17 protein-coding genes are annotated in these 19534 nt (G+C 61.2%); 6 read left to right on the forward strand and 11 right to left on the reverse strand.

Annotated elements, in window-relative coordinates:
* The first annotated feature begins 100 nt into the window (after positions 1-100).
* Positions 101-1183, forward strand: a complete 1083-nt coding sequence (locus JMV15_RS12075) for a catalase family peroxidase (RefSeq protein ID WP_038450568.1) — start codon at positions 101-103, stop codon at positions 1181-1183.
* Positions 1180-1719, forward strand: coding sequence for a cytochrome b (locus JMV15_RS12080; RefSeq protein ID WP_003192209.1), 540 nt, complete (start codon positions 1180-1182; stop codon positions 1717-1719). The genes JMV15_RS12075 and JMV15_RS12080 overlap by 4 nt, the downstream gene beginning before the upstream one ends.
* Positions 1720-1770: 51 nt before the next feature.
* Here the strand turns inward: JMV15_RS12080 and JMV15_RS12085 are convergent, their stop codons facing one another.
* Together JMV15_RS12085 and JMV15_RS12090 are read right to left on the reverse strand one after the other, a co-directional pair.
* Positions 1771-2922 carry a M14 family metallopeptidase gene (locus tag JMV15_RS12085; protein ID WP_014718961.1) on the reverse strand — a complete coding sequence of 384 codons (1152 nt, stop codon included), beginning with the start codon at positions 2920-2922 and terminating at the stop codon, positions 1771-1773.
* A gap of 465 nt (positions 2923-3387) precedes the next feature.
* A complete protein-coding gene (locus JMV15_RS12090) occupies positions 3388-3681 on the reverse strand; it encodes a DUF6124 family protein (protein ID WP_014718960.1) in 294 nt (97 codons plus the stop codon).
* Positions 3682-3868: 187 nt separating this feature from the next.
* Between JMV15_RS12090 and JMV15_RS12095 the strand changes: the two genes are divergently transcribed.
* Positions 3869-4504, forward strand: a complete 636-nt coding sequence (locus JMV15_RS12095) for a LexA family protein (protein WP_014718959.1) — start codon at positions 3869-3871, stop codon at positions 4502-4504.
* On the opposite strand, the gene JMV15_RS12100 is transcribed toward JMV15_RS12095, so the two are convergent.
* The 4 genes from JMV15_RS12100 to JMV15_RS12115 form a co-directional block, all read right to left on the reverse strand.
* Positions 4501-6426 (reverse strand): acetyl/propionyl/methylcrotonyl-CoA carboxylase subunit alpha, encoded by a 1926-nt coding sequence (locus JMV15_RS12100; protein ID WP_038450565.1) that lies wholly within the window; start codon positions 6424-6426, stop codon positions 4501-4503. The two genes, JMV15_RS12095 and JMV15_RS12100, sit on opposite strands and share 4 nt — an antisense overlap.
* Positions 6423-7229 carry a gamma-carboxygeranoyl-CoA hydratase gene (locus tag JMV15_RS12105; protein WP_014718957.1) on the reverse strand — a complete coding sequence of 269 codons (807 nt, stop codon included), beginning with the start codon at positions 7227-7229 and terminating at the stop codon, positions 6423-6425. The genes JMV15_RS12100 and JMV15_RS12105 overlap by 4 nt, the downstream gene beginning before the upstream one ends.
* Before the next feature lie 133 nt (positions 7230-7362).
* On the reverse strand, positions 7363-8970 hold the full coding sequence (locus tag JMV15_RS12110; RefSeq protein WP_019819450.1) for a carboxyl transferase domain-containing protein: 1608 nt from the start codon (positions 8968-8970) through the stop codon (positions 7363-7365).
* 12 nt (positions 8971-8982) lie between these two features.
* On the reverse strand, positions 8983-10146 hold the full coding sequence (locus JMV15_RS12115) for an isovaleryl-CoA dehydrogenase (RefSeq protein WP_019819448.1): 1164 nt from the start codon (positions 10144-10146) through the stop codon (positions 8983-8985).
* Between the two features lie 150 nt (positions 10147-10296).
* On the opposite strand from JMV15_RS12115, the gene JMV15_RS12120 reads away from it, so the two are divergent.
* Positions 10297-11928, forward strand: coding sequence for an AMP-binding protein (locus JMV15_RS12120; RefSeq protein WP_019819446.1), 1632 nt, complete (start codon positions 10297-10299; stop codon positions 11926-11928).
* Positions 11929-12569: 641 nt separating this feature from the next.
* Here the strand turns inward: JMV15_RS12120 and JMV15_RS12125 are convergent.
* From JMV15_RS12125 to JMV15_RS12135, 3 genes are read right to left on the reverse strand one after another with little or no spacing between them, the layout of a single operon-like run.
* Complete coding sequence (locus JMV15_RS12125) at positions 12570-13472, reverse strand: hydroxymethylglutaryl-CoA lyase (protein ID WP_038450563.1); 903 nt, start codon at positions 13470-13472, stop codon at positions 12570-12572.
* A 16-nt stretch (positions 13473-13488) separates the two neighbouring features.
* On the reverse strand, positions 13489-13881 hold the full coding sequence (locus JMV15_RS12130) for a MerR family transcriptional regulator (RefSeq protein WP_003192195.1): 393 nt from the start codon (positions 13879-13881) through the stop codon (positions 13489-13491).
* A gap of 53 nt (positions 13882-13934) precedes the next feature.
* Complete coding sequence (locus tag JMV15_RS12135) at positions 13935-14864, reverse strand: LysR family transcriptional regulator (protein WP_014718952.1); 930 nt, start codon at positions 14862-14864, stop codon at positions 13935-13937.
* Between the two features lie 151 nt (positions 14865-15015).
* Here JMV15_RS12135 and JMV15_RS12140 point away from each other — a divergent pair, with 151 nt between their 5' ends.
* A complete protein-coding gene (locus tag JMV15_RS12140) occupies positions 15016-16245 on the forward strand; it encodes an acyl-CoA dehydrogenase (protein ID WP_014718951.1) in 1230 nt (409 codons plus the stop codon).
* A gap of 129 nt (positions 16246-16374) precedes the next feature.
* Here JMV15_RS12140 and JMV15_RS12145 read toward each other — a convergent pair whose 3' ends face one another.
* Together JMV15_RS12145 and xthA are read right to left on the reverse strand one after the other, a co-directional pair.
* The gene (locus tag JMV15_RS12145) at positions 16375-17706 is read right to left on the reverse strand and encodes a substrate-binding domain-containing protein (protein ID WP_019819443.1); all 1332 of its coding nucleotides are present in this window, start codon (positions 17704-17706) and stop codon (positions 16375-16377) included.
* Positions 17707-17903: 197 nt separating this feature from the next.
* Entirely contained in the window at positions 17904-18716 is an 813-nt protein-coding gene (xthA, locus tag JMV15_RS12150) for an exodeoxyribonuclease III (RefSeq protein WP_014718949.1), read from the reverse strand.
* Between the two features lie 166 nt (positions 18717-18882).
* Here xthA and JMV15_RS12155 point away from each other — a divergent pair, with 166 nt between their 5' ends.
* A complete protein-coding gene (locus tag JMV15_RS12155) occupies positions 18883-19533 on the forward strand; it encodes a GNAT family N-acetyltransferase (RefSeq protein WP_014718948.1) in 651 nt (216 codons plus the stop codon).
* The last annotated feature ends 1 nt before the right edge of the window (position 19534 follow it).

Consider the following 19534-nt stretch of genomic DNA (forward strand, 5'->3'; position numbering starts at 1 on the left):
CGCAAAAAAATCCAGGGCCTGGGAATAGAGCCCATCGGCGTTCGTCTTAATGCTCCGACCTTATGTTTCAGCCTGAGGCCTCTGGCCCTGGAGTTCCTGCATGGTAGATCACTCATCACCACCCCGTCCTCCCTTGAGCACTGCGAGCCTGATCGCACGACTCGCCGGCATCGGTGCCGTGGTTGCGGTTGTTGCCGGCGCATTTGCCTACGTCAATGGCACGCTCGACCCACAACGCCTGCGGCCAAAAACCTTGGTCAATGCCCTGGAAACCAATAACGGCGTGCATCCGGGTTTTCGCCGTAACCATGCCAAGGGCGTATGCGTGGCGGGTTATTTCCAGAGCAGTACCGAGGCCCGTGCCTATTCCAGTGCCCAGGTGTTCAGCGAGGCCGAGACCCCGATCATCGGCCGGTTTGCCTTGCCCAGCGGCAACCCCTACGCGCCGGACAGCAGTGTGCCGATTCGCAGTTTCGCCGTGCAGTTCAGCCAGGCCAACGGCCAGCAATGGCGTACAGGGATGAACAGCATGCCGGTGTTCCCGGTGGGCACGCCCGAGGCGTTCTACCAGTTGCTCAAGGCCGGCGCGCCAGACCCGGCCACGGGCAAGCCGAACCCGTCGAGCATGCCGGCGTTTTTTGCCGCACACCCGGAGACCGCGCCATTCCTGGCCTGGGTCAAGACCGCCAAGCCATCGGCCAGTTATGCGACTGAAACCTATAACGGCATCAACGCGTTTTACCTGGTGGCTGCCGATGGTACGCGCCAGGCCGTGCGTTGGGAGGTGGTGCCCCAGAGCCAGGATGCGGCGGGTGATACCGCACCTGCTGGCGATGACTTCCTGGAGCAGGATTTGGTGCGACGCCTGGCTGCCGGGCCCTTGCGTTGGCAGTTGAACATGACCCTGGCCAACCCCGGCGACTCGCTGGACGACGCAAGCAAGACCTGGACCGGCGCGCACAAGGTACTCAACGCCGGCACGTTGGTGTTGCAAAGCAGCCAGCCCCAGGCAGACGGTGATTGCCGCGATATCAACTTTGACCCGTTGATTCTGCCCAGTGGTATCCAAGCCTCCAACGACCCCTTGCTGGCCGCACGTTCGGCCGCGTATGCCAGTTCGTACCTGCGCCGCGCCGGTGAAGTCAGCCCGTTGCACAGCGCCCCTCAGGAGTCGAAGCCATGAATGCTCAACCACGGTTCTTTGCGCCCTTGGCGCGCGTGTTGCACTGGCTGATGGCGTTGATGATCATCGCCATGCTGTTTATCGGCGCGGGTCTGGCGGCGTCGGTGTCGGAGCGCCATGAGTGGCTGATCCACCTGCACAAGCCGCTGGGCATTGCGATTCTGGCACTGGTGATCGTGCGCCTGGCGGTACGTTTTTCCACCCGTCAGCCGCCGTTACCAGCGGATTTGCCGGTGTGGCAGAGGCTGGCAGCCAAGGCCTCTCATGTGCTGTTGTACGCGTTGATGCTGGTGTTGCCGCTGCTGGGTTGGGCGATGATTTCAGCGGCCGGTGACCCGGTGATGCTCAGTAGTAACCTGCAACTGCCCGCGCTGCTGGGGGCGAATGCGCCGTTGTTTGCGTTGTTGCGCAAGGCTCACGGTTATTTGGCCTATCTGCTGTTTCTCACCGTGCTGGTGCATCTGGCAGCCGCGTTATTCCACGGTTTGATCCGCCGCGATGGTGTCTTGCAAAGCATGACCGGCAGCAAGGATTGACCGCTTCTGGTGGCGAGCAAGCTCGCTCGTCACCAGAGCTCGCCTCAGGGGTTAGCGCAAACGCCCGACGATATCAGCGACGCTGCTCAAGACGTCCTTGCCCAACTGTTTCGAACGATCGCCTGACCAGCCAGTTCGCAGGTTGGGTGCGTCGTCGTTGTCCTTGAAAGGCATTTCCAGGGTCAGGGACAGGCAGTCGTACTTTTCCCCCACCGCGTTGCAGGCCAGGGTCATGTTGGCTTGGCCAGGCAGGTCGCGGGTGTAGCCGTGGGTGGTCTGGAAGTCTCGGGTCAGGTGGCTCAAATGGCTGCGGAAATGTTTTTCCAGGGCTTCGATGCGCGGCGTGTAGCCGGGGTTGCCTTCGCAGGCTGCGGTGAACACGTAGGGGATTTCTTCATCGCCGTGGATGTCGAGGAACATATCCACGCCGTATTTTTCCATCTGTTGCTGGACGAACAGGACTTCCGGGCTGAGTTCCTGGCTGGCGCTTTGCCATGCGCGGTTAAGGTCCTGGCCCATGGCGTTGGTGCGCAGGTGGCCATGGAAGGCGCCATCCGGGTTCATGTTCGGTACCAGGTACAGGTCTGCGACGGCCAGCAGTTTTTTCAGTTCGTCGTCGCCGTCCTTTTGCAGGCGCTCAATCACGCCCTCCATAAACCACTCGGCCATGTGCTCGCCGGGGTGCTGCTGGGCGATGATCCACACCTTGCGCCGGCCTTCGATCCCTTTGCCACGGCGCAGCAGTTGGATATCGCGGCCTTCAGCGCTCTTGCCGGTGGCTAGCAGGGTGACCCCGGCGTACTTCAGGGCTTGCTCGATCAACCAGTCATGACGTTCACGGCTGTAGGGCTCGAAGTAGGCAAACCAGGCGTACTTTTGCCGGGTCTGGAGGGTGATGTGCAGGATCTCGCCATCAAAGCGCGTCGGTACCCGGAACCAGTTGATATGGTCATAGGACGCCACGGCGTTGTAACCGCTCCAGGCATGCTTGTAGGACGAGCGCCCTGCGTTGCTCAAGCGAAAGGTGTGGGTGTGCCCCACGTGCATGCCTTCGGCCTTGAAGTGGAACCATTGGTAGTGATCGCTGCGGGTGTCGGGATTGATTGCCAGCAACAACTGATAAGCGTCGCTGGCATCCAGGACCTGGATGTTGCCGCTGTCGAAGTCGGTGCTGATCTTGATGGAGGTCAAGGCCACGGTCATAGTCTGGTTGCCTGAATATGAGTGATGTGGCGGCTATCTTACACAGGCGTTCGGTAAAACCTGGATGCAAAAATTGTTGCAGGGGGAGGGGGCGTCATCCCTGACGCCGCCGCAGCTTAGAGTCTATGAGATTGATTCTCAAGCGCTAATTCGCAGAGATACGCGCTAGAGCACTCGGACGACTTTCGTTGGGCGATAGTCTTTTGCTACCATGCGCGGCATCAAGCAACACACAGTCTTCATTAGCCTGAAGCCACGCCAGGAAAACTGGCAAAAAAAAGACCCGGCCAAAGAGCCGGGTCAAAAACCGTGATTAGCCTGATGAGGAGATATTCCAAGAGTCCGACCTAAGGTCTCTTGGTCTATCGACTGATCTTGCGATCAGCTGAGCCCAATAATAATCATTATCATTTGCAAGTCAAATGTTTTTATCCGTGGGATAGAAATATTTTTCTTTCATGCCTGCTACGCGTTTGCCGCCGCTCTGGGCGCTTGCAACGACCGCTCCACCATCGCCTTCGCCATATCGATCAAATACACCACTGAAAACGCCAGGTCGCGTTGGTTGCCCTGATGGCTGCACGCCGACTCGTAGGCGGTTGCCGCTGCACTGCGCAACAGGTCCGAGGCGTGTATCAGGGCTTCCTCCTGGCTGACATCGGATTTGATCGCGAACATGGCCCCGTCCGAATCCGGCGTCGACCGATTTTCTTTCAAGTAGTAGTCCAGTGCGCGCTGGGCTGCGCCACTGTTGCACATGTCGTTTACTTCAGTCAGTTCGGATGTGTCGGGCGTTGGGTGTGTGCGGGTCGTCATAAGCGGCAGTACTCCGGTGGGTGTCGAAATCCTTGGGCTTGATGATAGTACGTATCGTATTCCTGTCGTTTTATGGATTACTACAAACTGTTTATTGCCCGCAAAAATGGGCGCCGTATTGTGATGCGCCATGGATAACTGGATAGCGTTGGTCAAAGCCAACATGAAAGACCGCAAGGTCACGCAGGATGAACTGGCGCAGCGCCTGGGGATGTCCCAGGGCGGCATCGGCCATTGGCTCAATAAACGCCGCGTGCCGAGCCTGGCGGACATGAACCGCGTGCTGGCCGAACTGGGGTTGGGGTATTTGGAGGTGGCGCTGGAGATTCGTGAACGGGCCGCGCAAGTGCCTGAACGGGAAGCGCACTACAACCCGTATTTCCGCTACCCGGTCAGCGACTGGAAGCAGGCCTGCGAGCTGCGTGAAGAGCGTGCGCCTTATAGCACCGAGCGCTACGAATTGACCGATTACCACGCCCGAGGCGAGGCATTCTGGCTGCCGGTGACGGGAGACGCCATGACCGCCCCCACGGGCATGAGCATTGCGGCTGGCATGATGATACTGGTTGACCCGGCCATCGCGCCCGAGCCCGGCAGGCTGGTGGTGGCCCAATGGGCTGGCACCCCCCAGGCCACCTTTCGCCGATTGCAGGAAGAAAGCGGCCAGCACTACCTGGTGCCGCTCAACCCCACTTACCCCAAGGTGCTGCTCACCGACGGCTGCCGCCTCCTGGGTGTGGTGGTGCAAGCCACGGCGAAGTTCTAGCCGGCCGTTTCAAGCTCCACCAGCGCGCTGCCTTCTGCCACCATTTCACCTTCCTGGCAGAACAGCGCCTTGACCACCCCGGCGTGGGGCGCCCGGATACTGTGCTCCATCTTCATGGCTTCGAGCACCACCAGTTGAGCGCCGGCTTCAACAGTTTGGCCCACCTCCACAAGTACTCGCACGATGCTGCCGTTCATCGGTGCGGTGAGGCCGCCCTGATGAGATTGACTGGCCTCGACCGCCGCAATCGGGTCGAACAGGCTGACGGCATGCATCTCGCCGTCCCAACGCAGGTACAGGCTGCCTTCACTGCGCACCGCCAGATGAGCACGGCGCACGCCCTGATGTTCAGTCAGCAACTGTTCGCCGCATAACTGAGACGGTTGCCCGGTCAGTGTCACCAACCGATCCTGCCCATTGCAGCTCAGGTGCAGCGACACCTCGGCAGGCAGGCCCGCACGAAAGCCCTGGCGATTGGCCCAAGGCCCGTCACCCGCCGGCAAGCTCTGCATAAACGCCGAGCCCGCCGCCTGCCAGAACTCATCGCTCAAGGCCCCTGGCGTCGGCAACAGCTCATCCTGATAGCGCGGGATAAACCCGGTGTCCAATTCGGCGGCGGCAAACGCAGGGTGCCCGATGATGCGCCGCAAAAAGCCCAGGTTGGTCTTGAGCCCGCCGACCGCAAACTCATCCAGCATGCTCAATAAGCGCAGGCGCGCCTGTTCGCGGTCTTCACCCCAGGCAATCAACTTGCCGAGCATCGGGTCGTAGAAGGGCGACACGCTGTCGCCTTGCTCGACGCCACTGTCCACGCGGCGTCCAGGGCCCTGGCTGGACTCGCGGTACAGCGCCAGGTGCCCGGTGGCGGGCAGAAAGTCATTGGCCGGGTCTTCGGCATACAGCCGCACTTCAATTGCATGACCGTTCAACGCGACCTGTTCTTGCGTGATCGGTAGCGCCTCACCTTGGGCCACCCGGATCTGCCAGGCCACCAGGTCGAGGCCGGTAATCGCTTCGGTCACCGGATGCTCGACTTGCAGCCGCGTGTTCATCTCCATGAAGAAAAACTCGCCACGGGCATCCAGCAAAAACTCCACCGTACCTGCGCCGACATACCCGATGGCCTGGGCAGCGCGCACGGCCGCTTCGCCCATGGCCCGGCGCTGCTCGACACTCAAGCCGGGTGCCGGGGCTTCTTCCACGACTTTCTGATGGCGCCGCTGGATCGAGCAGTCGCGCTCATTGAGGTACAGGCAATGACCTTGCTGGTCGGCAAACACTTGGATCTCGACATGCCGCGGCTTGAGCAGGTATTTCTCCACCAGCATCTGCCCGTTGCCGAACGACGACAGCGCCTCACGCTGGGCGGAGGCCAGGGCTTCGGCCAGTTGGCTGACGTCCTCGACCACCTTCATACCCTTGCCACCGCCGCCCGCCGTGGCCTTGAGCAGCACCGGGTAGCCGATACGCTCACAGGCGGCGCGGAAGGTCTCCAGGTCCTGGGCCTCGCCGTGATAACCCGGCACAAGGGGTACGCCAGCCGTTTCCATCAAGGCCTTGGCCGCGGATTTGCTGCCCATGGCGTCGATGGCCGAGGCGGGCGGGCCGAGGAAGATCAAGCCTGCCGCCTCGATGGCACGGGCGAAGCCGGCGTTTTCTGAAAGGAAGCCGTAGCCGGGGTGAATCGCCTGGGCGCCGCTGACGTGGGCGGCGGCAATCAGCTTGTCGATTTGCAGGTAACTGTCGGTGGCTTTGCTGCCGCCCAGGTCGACGCGGATATCGGCTTCACGGCTATGGCGGGCATCGCGGTCGATGGCGCTGTGCACAGCCACGGTGGTCAACCCCATGGCCTTGGCGGTGCGCATGACCCGGCAGGCGATCTCGCCACGGTTGGCCACCAGAACGGTGGTGAGTGTGCTCATGAGCGTGGCTCCTGATTTTGCCAACTTGGCGCACGCTTTTGCAGAAACGCGCGCAAACCTTCCTGGCCCTCGGCGCTCACCCGAATACGCGCTATGGCATTTTCGCAATAGCGTCGCAATGCGGGGGTGAGGGCACCGTTGCCCACTTCGCGCAGCAAATCCTTACTGGCACGCATGGCCGCCGGGCTGTTTTGCAGCAGGTTGGTGACCCACAGGTCCACCTGTTGATCCAGGCTCTCGGCCGGATAACTGTCCGCCAGCAAGCCGATCTCCCGTGCGCGCTGGCCGCCGAACCGCTCGGCTGTCAGTGCATAACGACGGGCAGCGCGTTCGCCGATGGCCTGCACCACGAACGGGCTGATCACCGCCGGCGCCAGGCCGATACGCACTTCCGACAGGCAGAACTGGGCGTCGTCGGCACCGATGGCCATGTCACAGCAGCTGATCAGGCCCAGCGCGCCCCCGTAGGCCGCGCCTTGCACCACCGCCAACGTGGGGATTTTCAGCTTGGACAGGTTGTACATCAGCTCTGCCAGTTCCCGGGCGTCGTCCAGGTTGGTGTGGTAGTCCAACTCGGCCGATTGCTGCATCCAGGCCAGGTCGGCACCGGCGCTGAAGTGCTTGCCACGCCCGCGCAGTACCAGGAAGCGCAGGGACGGGTCGCCTTGTACGCGGTCAAGGGCCAGGATCAGCTCGCGGATCATCTGCGCGTTGAACGCGTTGTTCTTGGCTTCGCGGCTGAGCCACAGCGTGGCAAAGCCACGGCGGTCAGTGATCAGTTCGAGGGTGTTGAAGTCGCTCATGCAAGGAGCTCCGAAATAATGAGAGGCCTCCTGTAGGAGCGAGCTTGCTCGCGAAGATCGTCAACGATAACGCGGGGCTTCAGAATGACCGCGTTGCCCTGAGGTTCTTCGCGAGCAAGCTCGCTCCTACAGGCTACATGCGGAACACGCCGAAGCGGCTCGGCTCGATGGGGGCGTTCAGTGCGGCGGACAAGGCCAGGGCCAGCACGTCACGGGTCTGCAGCGGGTCGATCACGCCGTCATCCCACAAGCGCGCGCTGGAGTAGTAGGGGTGGCCCTGGGTTTCATACTGGTCGAGGATCGGCTGCTTGATCGCGTCTTCCTCCTCGGCACTGAAACCGTTGCCGGCGCGCTCAGCCTGTTCGCGCTTGACCTGCACCAACACCCCGGCGGCCTGTTCGGCCCCCATCACGCCAATGCGTGCGTTGGGCCACATCCACAAAAAGCGCGGGTCATAGGCGCGGCCACACATCCCATAGTTACCCGCACCAAAGCTGCCGCCGATGATCACGGTGAATTTCGGCACCTTGGCGCACGCCACGGCGGTGACCAGCTTGGCGCCGTGTTTGGCAATGCCGCCGGCTTCGTACTTCTGGCCGACCATAAAGCCGGTGATGTTTTGCAGGAACAGCAGCGGAATCCCGCGCTGGCAGGCCAGTTCGATAAAGTGCGCGCCTTTTTGCGCGGCTTCGGCGAAGAGGATGCCGTTGTTGGCCAGGATCGCTATCGGGTAGCCATGCAAGTGCGCAAAGCCGCACACCAGGGTCGTGCCGAACAGGGCCTTGAACTCATCGAACACCGAGCCGTCCACCAGCCGTGCGATGACTTCGCGCACATCAAAGGGTTGCTTGGCATCCGCCGGGATCACGCCGTACAACTCTTCGCTGCTGTACAGCGGCGCCACCGGCGGGCGTTGCAGCAGCTCACCCTGCTTGCGCCAATTGAGGTTGGCCACGCTGCGCCGCGCCAGCGCCAGGGCGTGTTCATCGCTGTCGGCATAGTGGTCGGCCACGCCCGAGACCTTGCAGTGCACATCGGCACCGCCCAGGTCTTCGGCGCTCACCACTTCACCGGTGGCGGCCTTCACCAGCGGCGGGCCGGCGAGGAAGATGGTGGCTTGCTGGCGCACCATGATCGCTTCGTCGGCCATGGCCGGCACGTAGGCGCCGCCGGCGGTGCACGAGCCCATCACCACGGCAATCTGGGGAATGCCCTGGGCGCTCATATTGGCCTGGTTGAAGAAGATCCGCCCGAAGTGCTCGCGGTCGGGGAACACCTCGTCCTGGCGCGGCAGGTTGGCGCCGCCGGAGTCCACCAGGTAGATGCACGGCAGGCGGTTCTGCTCGGCGATGGTCTGGGCGCGCAGGTGCTTTTTGACGGTCAGCGGGTAATAGGAGCCGCCTTTGACCGTGGCATCGTTGGCCACGATCATGCATTCGACACCTTCCACCCGGCCGATGCCGGCAATCACCCCGGCAGCCGGGACGTCTTCGCCATACACCTGGTGGGCGGCCAGTTGGCTCAGCTCGAGAAACGGTGAGCCCGGGTCGAGCAGACGGTTGATACGCTCGCGGGGTAACAGTTTGCCGCGTGAGGTGTGGCGTTCCTGGGCCTTGGCGCCGCCACCTTGATGGACATGGGCGAGCAGGCTGTGCAGGGCGTCGACCTGTTCAAGCATCGCCGCGCGGTTGGCGGAAAATTCCGCAGAACGCGGGTTGAGCTGGGTGTGCAGGGTGGCCATGGGCGTGCTCCTTCAGCGGGTTTCGTTGAACAGTTCGCGACCGATCAACATCCGCCGAATCTCACTGGTGCCCGCACCAATTTCGTAGAGCTTGGCGTCACGCAACAGGCGCCCGGCGGGGAATTCGTTGATATAGCCATTGCCGCCCAGAATCTGGATCGCATCCAGGGCCATTTGCGTGGCGCGCTCGGCGCTGTAGAGGATCACGCCCGCGGCGTCCTTGCGCGTGGTCTCGCCACGCTCGCACGCCTGGGCCACCGCGTAGAGGTAGGCGCGGCTGGCGTTGAGTTGGGTGTACATGTCGGCGACCTTGCCCTGGATCAACTGGAATTCGCCGATGCTCTGGCCGAACTGCTTGCGGTCGTGGATGTAGGGCACGATCAAGTCCATGCATGCCTGCATGATCCCGGTAGGCCCTCCGGAGAGCACCACGCGCTCGTAGTCCAGGCCGCTCATCAACACTTTCACGCCGCCATTGAGCACGCCGAGGATGTTTTCTTCGGGTACCTCGACGTCGTCGAAAAACAGCTCGCAGGTGTTGGAGCCGCGCATGCCCAGCTTGTCGAATTTATTGCTGCGGCTGAAGCCTTTCCAGTCGCGCTCGACGATGAAGGCGGTGATGCCGTGGGGGCCTTTTTCCAGGTCGGTCTTGGCGTAGATCACATAGGTATGGGCGTCCGGGCCGTTGGTGATCCAGGTCTTGCTGCCATTGAGTACGTAATGGTCGCCGCGCTTGTCGGCGCGCAGTTTCATCGACACCACGTCGGAACCGGCATTCGGCTCGCTCATGGCCAGGGCGCCGATGTGCTCGCCGCTGATCAGCTTGGGCAGGTACTTGAGTTTTTGTGCGTGGTTGCCGTTGCGGTTGATCTGGTTGACGCACAGGTTGGAGTGCGCCCCGTAGGACAACGCCACCGAGGCCGAGCCACGGCTGATTTCTTCCATGCTCACCACATGGGCCAGGTAACCCAGGCCGGCACCGCCGTATTCCTCGGGCACGGTGATGCCCAGCAGGCCCATGTCGCCGAACTTGCGCCACAGGTCGGCGGGGAACAGGTTGTCGATGTCGATCTGGGCCGCGCGCGGTGCGATCTCCTTGGCCACGAAGGACTGCACCTGGTCGCGCAGCATGTCGATGGTCTCGCCGAGGGCGAAGTTCAGGGACGGGTAACTCATGGACAGGCACCTTAATGTGAGCTTTGTTGTTGTGTGGGCGGGGCGCGGGAGGAGGGCGCTCACCTTTACGTTAACGTAAGCTTGCGTTACGGCGCTGTCAATCGTAGTTTACGTATACGTCAACCTACAAAAAAGATAACAGGGGTCGTTATGGATCAACTGCACCCGAGCTACAGCCGTGGCTCCCAGGACAAGACCTTGCTGGCCATGACCATTGGCCAGGCATTCGATCACACCGTTGCGCAGTATCCAGATGGCGAAGCCTTGGTGGTGCGCCACCAGCAGCGGCGCTACACCTGGCGGCAGCTGGCCGAGACGGTTGAGCTGCACGCCCGCGCGTTCCTCGCCCTGGGTATGCAAACCGGTGACCGCCTGGGTATCTGGGCGCCTAACTGTGCCGAGTGGCTGATCTGCCAAGTGGCAAGCGCCAAGCTCGGGGTGATCCTGGTCAATATCAACCCGGCCTATCGCAGCAGCGAATTGGACTACGTGCTCAAACAATCCGGCTGTCAATGGCTGGTGTGCGCCGGCTCGTTCAAAAGCTCCGATTACCACGCCATGCTCCAGGCGCTGAAGCCCGAGCTGCGCGGCCTTCTCAGCCTGGACCCCAGCCCGCCGCCTGAATTCATGCCCTGGTCGCAGTTGGCGGCCCTTGGCGCAGGCGTGCCGCCCGAGCAACTGCAAAGCCGTCAGGCCAGCCTGCATTTCGATCAACCCGTGAATATCCAGTACACCTCCGGCACCACCGGCTTCCCCAAGGGCGCCACCCTCAGTCACCACAACATCCTCAATAACGGTTACATGGTCGGTGAAAGCCTGGGCCTGACGGCAGGGGACCGCCTGGTGATCCCAGTGCCGCTGTACCACTGCTTCGGCATGGTCATGGGCAATCTCGGTTGTATCACCCACGGCACCACCATGATCTACCCCAATGACGGCTTCGACCCGTTGCTGACGCTGAGCGCCGTCGCCGAAGAACAAGCCACCGGCTTATATGGCGTGCCGACTATGTTTATCGCGCTGCTCGATCACCCACGCCGGGCCGAGTTCGAGGTGTCCAGCCTGCGCACCGGGATCATGGCCGGGGCGACATGCCCGATCGAGGTGATGCGTCGGGTCATCCATGAGCTGCACATGGCAGAGGTGCAGATTGCCTATGGCATGACTGAAACCAGCCCGGTGTCGCTGCAGACCGGCGCAGATGACGATATCGAACGGCGTGTCACCACGGTGGGCCGCACCCAACCGCAACTGGAAACCAAGATTGTCGACGAGGCCGGTAACACCGTGGCCCGTGGCGTGATCGGTGAACTGTGCACCCGGGGCTACAGCGTGATGCTGGGTTACTGGAACAACCCTGAAGGCACCCGTGAGGCCATCGACGATGCCGGCTGGATGCACACCGGTGACCTGGCGACCATGGATGAGGAGGGTTACGTGTGCATTGCCGGGCGTAACAAGGACATGATCATTCGTGGGGGGGAGAACGTTTACCCGCGGGAGCTGGAAGAGTTTTTCTTTACTCACCCGGCGGTGGCGGACGTGCAGATCGTTGGCATCCCGGATGAGCGTTATGGCGAAGAGATTGTTGCCTGGATCAAGTTCCATCCCGGTCAGGTGGCCAATGAGTTGGAGTTGTTGAGCTGGTGCAAGGACCGCATCGCCCATTTCAAGACGCCCAGGTATTTCAAGATCGTGGATGAGTTTCCGATGACGGTGACGGGCAAGATTCAGAAATTTCGGATGCGCGAGATTTCCATCCAGGAGCTGCAAGCGCGCTGACAACGTCAAACCCCTGTGGGAGCTGGCTTGCCTGCGATGGCGGCCTGACTGCCGGCCCACATCTACCTGATACCCCGCGAACCTGCTGTGCCACCCAAATAGTGAAACCCAGAAAGCACAAAGGGGACCCGAAGGTCCCCTTTAATTTGTCGTTGCGTGCTCTTTTCTTATTATTGAGGGGCGGCCTGTTGTTGTTTTTGGTAGCCGTGGCCCGTACCGCTTTTTTTGGCGACCCCCATCCGGGGTCAAGAGCAAACGTATTTTTTTGAACGCTGACCTGCTTCTTCGTAAACGATCCAACCAGTGGGTAGCTACCTGAGGTAGTTTTATTTTTCTCTATCCGGTTGCGGGTTGCGGCATACCGTACCCTGGGAAGCACATCTTCTCCAAAAAAATCTGTTAGCTGCGTCTCTGCCGTGTTGTTTTTGTTATGTCAGAGTCGTTTCGTCTTATTTTTATTAGGTTTGGCGCTTTTTATTCTTGTTATGCCATAGAGATAGCAGAAGGCGTGCCAACTTTTTAAAAGCCTTTAAAATCAACGAGTTGGTTTTTTGTCAGTATTTTCTTTCAGTTTGCACGGCGGATTTTGTTCCCGCGTTACCCGTTATGCCGGGAAGCGGTAACACATTCTCACAGCTGTGCTACTCACCTGCGTTACGCACCTTCGCCACGCGGGAACCCGTAGGCCGTCCCAGCACCTGGCTGATCTGCTGGCCGGCGCCAATCAAGCGTTCCAGGTCGATGCCCGTGTCGATGCCCAGGCCGTTGAGCAGGTACAGCACGTCCTCGGTGGCGACGTTACCGCTGGCGCCTTTGGCGTAAGGGCAGCCGCCCAGGCCTGCGATTGAGCTGTCGAACACCGTGATGCCTTCCAGCAGGCTGGCGTAGATGTTAGCGATGGCCTGCCCGTAGGTGTCATGGAAATGCCCGGCCAGCTTGTCCCGTGGCACTTGGGCGCCGACCGCTTCGAACAGGCGCCGGGTAGCGCCCGCCGTGCCGGTACCGATGGTGTCGCCCAGGGACACTTCATAGCAGCCCATGGCATACAGCTCGCGGGCGACGGCCGCCACTTGCTCCGGGGCGATCTCGCCTTCATAGGGGCAACCCAGCACACAGGACACATAACCGCGCACGCTGACGCCGTGCTGCTTGGCGGCGGCCATGATCGGTGCGAAGCGCTCCAGGCTTTCGCTGATGGAACAATTGATATTGCGCTGCGAGAACGCCTCGGACGCCGCCGCAAACACCGCGACTTCCTTGACCCCGGCCGCCAGCGCATCCTCGAACCCACGCAGGTTCGGTGCCAGTGCGCCATAGGTCACGCCGGGCTTGCGCTGGATCTGCGCAAACACTTCGGCTGAACCTGCCATTTGCGGCACCCATTTGGGCGAGACAAAACTACCGACTTCGATATAGCTCAAGCCAGCGGCGCTCAACGCGTCTACCAATCGGACTTTATCCGCCACGCTGATGGGCTGGGCTTCGTTCTGCAAACCGTCGCGCGGGCCGACTTCAACCAGGCGTACGTGGGAGGGGAGGGACATGGCAGTTACCTTCTGGTCAATGGCCGGCTTGGCTGATGGTCTGCGCCAGGGCCTGGGTGCAACGCTCTTCAGCGGTGTCCAGTTCCAGCTTCATCTGTTCGATATCCAGCAGTTGTTGTTCCAGCTGTTCACGGCGTTCGGCGATCTTGGCCAGCATGCTGTTGAGTTGGATCTGGTTGCCGCCGGTGGGGTCGTAGAGTTCGATCAGTTCGCGGCATTCGGCCAGGGAGAAGCCGATGCGCTTGCCACGCAGGATCAGCTTGAGGCTGACCTTGTCCCGCGCCGAGTAAATGCGCTCCTGGCCCCGACGTTCGGGGGCCAGCAGGCCTTGTTCTTCATAGAAACGAATGGCGCGGGTGGTGATGTCGAGCTCGCGGGCGAGGTCGGAGATGCTGTAGGTGGTGCTCATGGCGGTGCTCAAGGAAATCTTGGCGCTAAGCTAATTGCAGGTTGACGTAAACGTCAAGGCTGCTGGGCTTTCTTTTCCTGGGCCGTCACCTGCTGGCACAACTCGATCATCTGTTCACGCATCCAGCGGTTCGCCGGGTCCTGGTCGGTGCTTTCGTGCCAGTACAAATGGGTTTCCACCGGCGGCACGTTGTTGACCGGCAAATGGAACCAGTGCAGTTCATGACGGCGAGCGAAACGCTCGGGCACGGTCATCACCATGTCGGTCTGTTGCAGCACCTGGGAGGCCATCAGGTAATGCTGGGAACGCAGGGCGATCTTGCGCTGAATGCCCATCTTGCCCAAGGCCAGGTCCACATAGCCCAAACCGTTGCGGCGGCTGGAAATATGGATATGGGTCAGCGACAGGTAATCATCCAGCGTGAATTTATCCTTGCCCGCCATCGGGTGGCCCTTGCGCATGGCACACACGTAGCGGTCTTCCATCAGCTTGACGTGACGCACCTGCGGGTCGGTATTGAGCGGCGCATCCACGGCAAAATCCAGGCGCCCGGCGGCCAGTTCCTTGGTGGTTTCGCGGCGTTTGGACAGGAAACTCTCGATCACCACGGTCGGCGCCAGGCGACGCAGGCGCTGGAACAGCAGCGGCAGGATCACGGCCTCGGTCAGGTCGGTCATGCTGATGCGGTAGGTCTTGGCCGCCTGCTGCGGGTTGAAGATGCGGCTTTCCTGCACCGACACGCGCAACAACGACAACGCATTGCGCACCGGGCCGATAATATTCTGCGCCATGGGCGTGGGCACCATGCCTTGGGCGGTGCGCACGAACAGCGGGTCGTTGAAGGTCTCGCGCAACCGTGCCAGGGCGTTGGACACCGCCGGCTGGGTGATACCGACGATCTGCCCGGCGCGGGTCAGGTTGGCTTCGGTGTAGATCGCATCAAAGACGATGAAGAGGTTGAGATCGACCTTGCTCAGATTCATTTCGTTGCGCTCTTATTGTGAGGTGCTCATACGCCGATCATATATCGGTGATGAATGTTAATACACGGCGAGAATAGGCTAGGTAAATTATGAGCGCTGTTCTAGCATCGAATGCATGACCTAAACAACCTCTCAGAGAAGGGAGCTGCTCATGGATTTCGCCTATTCGCCCAAGGTTCAGGAACTGCGTGAACGCGTCACTGCGTTCATGGACGCTTATGTCTACCCAGCCGAACCGGTGTTCGAACGCCAAGTCAGCGAAGGTGATCGCTGGCAGCCCACGGCAATCATGGAAGAGCTCAAGGCCAAGGCGAAGGCCGAGGGCTTGTGGAACCTGTTCCTGCCGGAATCCGAACTGGGCGCCGGCCTGAGCAACCTGGAATACGCACCCTTGGCGGAAATCATGGGCCGCTCGTTGCTGGGCCCGGAGCCATTCAACTGCTCCGCTCCCGACACCGGCAATATGGAAGTGCTGGTGCGCTACGCCAACGAAGAACAGAAGCAGCGTTGGCTCGAACCCTTGCTGCGCGGCGAGATTCGCTCGGCTTTTGCCATGACCGAACCGGACGTGGCGTCCTCGGACGCCACCAACATGGCCGCCCGCGCCGAACGCCAGGGCGACGAGTGGGTGATCAACGGCAAGAAGTGGTGGACCTCCGGCGCCTGCGACCCGCGCTGCAAGATCCTGATCTTCATGGGCCTGAGCAACCCCGATGCACCGCGTCACCAGCAGCACTCGATGATCCTGGTGCCGGTCGATACCCCAGGTGTGAAAATCCTGCGGCCGCTGCCGGTATTCGGTTACGACGATGCGCCCCACGGCCATGCCGAAGTGCTGTTCGACAATGTGCGCGTGCCTTATGAAAACGTGTTGCTGGGCGAAGGCCGTGGCTTCGAGATCGCCCAGGGCCGCCTTGGCCCTGGCCGTATCCACCACTGCATGCGTTCGGTCGGCATGGCCGAACGGGCATTGGAATTGATGTGCAAACGCTCGGTCAGCCGCACCGCATTCGGCAAGCCCTTGGCGCGATTGGGCGGCAATATCGACAAGATCGCCGACTCACGCATGGAAATTGACATGGCGCGCCTGTTGACCTTGAAAGCGGCGTACATGATGGACACCGTGGGTAACAAAGTGGCGAAAAGCGAAATCGCCCAGATCAAGGTGGTGGCGCCGAATGTGGCCTTGAAGGTCATCGACCGCGCGATCCAGATGCACGGCGGCGCCGGGGTGTCCAATGATTTTCCGCTGGCCTATATGTACGCCATGCAACGCACCCTGCGCCTGGCCGACGGCCCGGACGAAGTGCACCGTGCGGCGATTGGCAAGTTCGAGATTGGCAAATATGTGCCGCGGGAATTGATGCGCGGCGGGCAGTAACACCGCGTCGCCGATGAGCGTTCCCACGCTCTGCGTGGGAACGCCTCCCGTGACGCTCTGCGTCACCCTCTCAAGAGCGGACGCGGAGCGTCCAGAGCGGCATTCCCACGCGGAGCGTGGGAACGGTCCTCAGTACACCCAAACCTCCACTCGCCGATTCTTGATCCGGCCTTCATCCGCAGTATTGGCCGCCACCGGCATCTGCGCGCCAAACCCGCGAATATCCTTGAGCACCACGCCGCTCTTGACCAGCTCTCGGCGCACTGCCATCGCCCGCAACTTCGATAGCAGCGCCGCACGTTGCGGATCATTCTTGGTATCGCCAAACCCCACCAGCGTCACCTGCTTATTCAGCTTGCCGTGGCTTCTGATATAGGCGACCACCCGCTGCACATCCTGGCGCGCCTTATTGTCGAGGCTGGCGCTGCCCTCGTCGAAGCGAAAATTCACCGTCAGGCGCTGAGCGTCTCGGGCGATGGCCTGGTAATCGTCGGGCATCGGCGGGCGCGGCGCGACACCGATCGCTTGCACCTGCTGGGCGATGAAGCCATTGGCAGCCACAATCGCCTGGCCCTTGCTGCCTTGGGAAAACTCCACCAACGCCTTGGCCCATGGGTTGCGGGAAGAGGGCGGCAAGTAGAAGAACAGCCGACGTGACAGCGGGTAATCCTCGGTGGCGATCAGGCTGGTCAGCGGCAACATCGGTTGCGAGTCGCCGTCGACAATCGCCACCGCCTTGGCCTGGCGCACAGAGGGCAGGCCGATAAAACCGATGCCCTGGGGGTCCTGGCTCACCGCATCAGAAAGCTGTTCGCTGGATTCAAAGCGCTTGGCCGAGGGTGCAAGCGGTTGGCCGCGGCGGCTCAGCACCAGTTCGCGGAAGGTGTCGAAGGTGCCGGATTGATCATCCCGGGCATATAAATGAATGGGCCCGCCTGTACCTCCCAGCGCCTCCCAGGTGCTGACCTCGCCGTTGAAGATTTGCGCCAGTTGCTCGGTGTTGAGGCTATTGAGCGGGTTGCGCGGGTTGACGATGATTGCCAGGCCATCAATGGCGATCACATGCTCGGCGCCTGGGCTTTTCAAGTCCCCCAGGGGATCGAGGTCCACCAGCTCGCTGTCTTTGATCGGGCGGGACGCTGCGGCGAGGTCGGCGCGGTTGTTTTTCAGCGCCGCAAAGCCGGTGCTGGAACCGTGGGCCGCGACCTCGATCGTGACCGTCTGGCCTTGGCGTGTCTTGCCGACCACGCGCTGCTCATTCACCCCGGCACCCGGTTCAGCACGCACATCCTGCAAGCCCTGATACTCCATCAAGCCTTTGACCAGCGCCGGGCCGAGTGCCGCGCCGATGGTGTTGGAGCCCTGGATGCGCAGGGCCGGGCCTTGGTCGGGAATGGACAGAGGGGCCGCCACGGCGGGGAGTGCGATTGCAAAACACAGGAACAGAACGCGCAGCATCATGCCGGCACCTTCTCAAGCCAAGGGAGTGCCGGGAGATTAAGTCAGTTGGATTGCAGTCATATGACTGACACAACACAAATCAACTGTGGGAGCTGGCTTGCCTGCGAAAGCGTGAGTGCAGCAGCAGGTGCGGTGACTGACACACCGCCTTCGCGGGCAAGCCCGCTCCCACATTCAGATCTTCACCAAGCCAACTGTCAGCTCAGTTCCAACCAGATCGGCGCATGGTCCGACGGTTTCTCCAGCCCACGCAAATCATAATCCACCCCGGCGTCCTTGACCCGTGGCACCAACCCGGTGGACGCCAAGATCACGTCGATGCGCAGCCCGCGCTTGGGCTCGTCCTCAAAGCCACGGCTGCGGTAATCGAACCAACTGAAACGGTCGGTCACGTCCGGGTTGAGGTGGCGGAAGCTGTCGACCAGGCCCCAGTTCTTCAAGCGTGCCATCCACTCGCGTTCTTCCGGCAGGAAGCTGCACTTGCCGGTTTTCAGCCAGCGCTTGGCGTTGTCGGCGCCAATGCCGATGTCGCAGTCCTCTGGGGAAATGTTCACGTCGCCCATCACCACCAGTGCCTGGTCATTGCTGAACTGGGTTTCCAGCAAGTGCTGCAAGTCTGCATAGAAGCGCTGTTTGGCCGGGAACTTGGTTGGGTGGTCGCGGCTTTCGCCCTGGGGGAAGTAGCCGTTCATGATGGTCACTGGGTGGCCGTTTTCGTCGGCGAAGGTGCCCCAGATAAACCGACGCTGGGCGTCTTCTTCATCGCTGGCAAAGCCTTTGTGCACGCTCAACGCTTCTTTGCGCGAGAGCAGGGCCACGCCGTAGTGGCCTTTCTGCCCGTGGTAGTACACGTGATAACCCAGGGCCTGCACTTCGGCCAACGGGAACTGATCATCGTGGACCTTGGTTTCCTGCAAACCGATCACGTCCGGTTGATGCTTTTCAATCAGCGCCGCCAACTGATGAGGGCGAGCACGCAGCCCGTTGATATTGAAGGAGACGATTTTCATGGTCGGCAGTCCAGTCTGGCAAAAGGGCGATGCTAGCCGACAAGTCGGACGGGGGCCAGCGTGGCGGTAGGGTGAATGCGCTGCTAAGGTGGGAACGACTGGAGCTGTGCAGGTTCGTACCCATAAGAACGCCATGTTTGAGTGGCGCCCAGGGAGATTGATTGTTATGCCAGACACTTCGACGGCCACTGCCGAAATCCGCCTGCTCAATAGCGGCTACTCCCGTGAAGCGCGATCCCTGCTGTACCAGGCGTATCGCCATGAGCCGACCTTCGCCTACATCTTCGAAGCCGAGCGGCCGGGCTATGAGCAGCGAGTACGTGCCACCGTGCGCGAACTGGTCAAGCAGCATTTCTTCCAGAAACTTCCGGCCATCGGCCTGTTCGTCAACGACCGGCTGATCGGCATCGCCCTGATTGCACCGCCGCAACGGCGCCTGGGCATCACCGAAAGCTGGGCCTGGCAAATCCGCATGTGGCTGAGCACGGGCGTGCGCGGTACGCGGCGTTACCTGGAATACCATCATGCCGTCATGGCGTGCCTGCCCAACGAGTCTGTGCATGTGCTGCCGTTGCTGGGCATTCACCCGCAGTTTCAGGGCAAGCACCATGGTGAGCAGTTGCTGGAAGCGGTACACAATTGGTGTGCCGACGACCCGCATTCATCCGGCGTGGTGCTCGACACCGGCAACTCCCGTTACCTGGATTTCTACAAGCGCCAGGGCTATGAGGAAATCGGCGAAGTCGCCGTAGGGCCGGTGCGCGAGCATGTGTTTTACCATCCCAATCCCCAGGCGTTACATCCTGCAACGGCTTAGA

This window comes from Pseudomonas paracarnis (genome assembly GCF_904063055.1).
GTDB lineage: Bacteria > Pseudomonadota > Gammaproteobacteria > Pseudomonadales > Pseudomonadaceae > Aquipseudomonas > Aquipseudomonas paracarnis.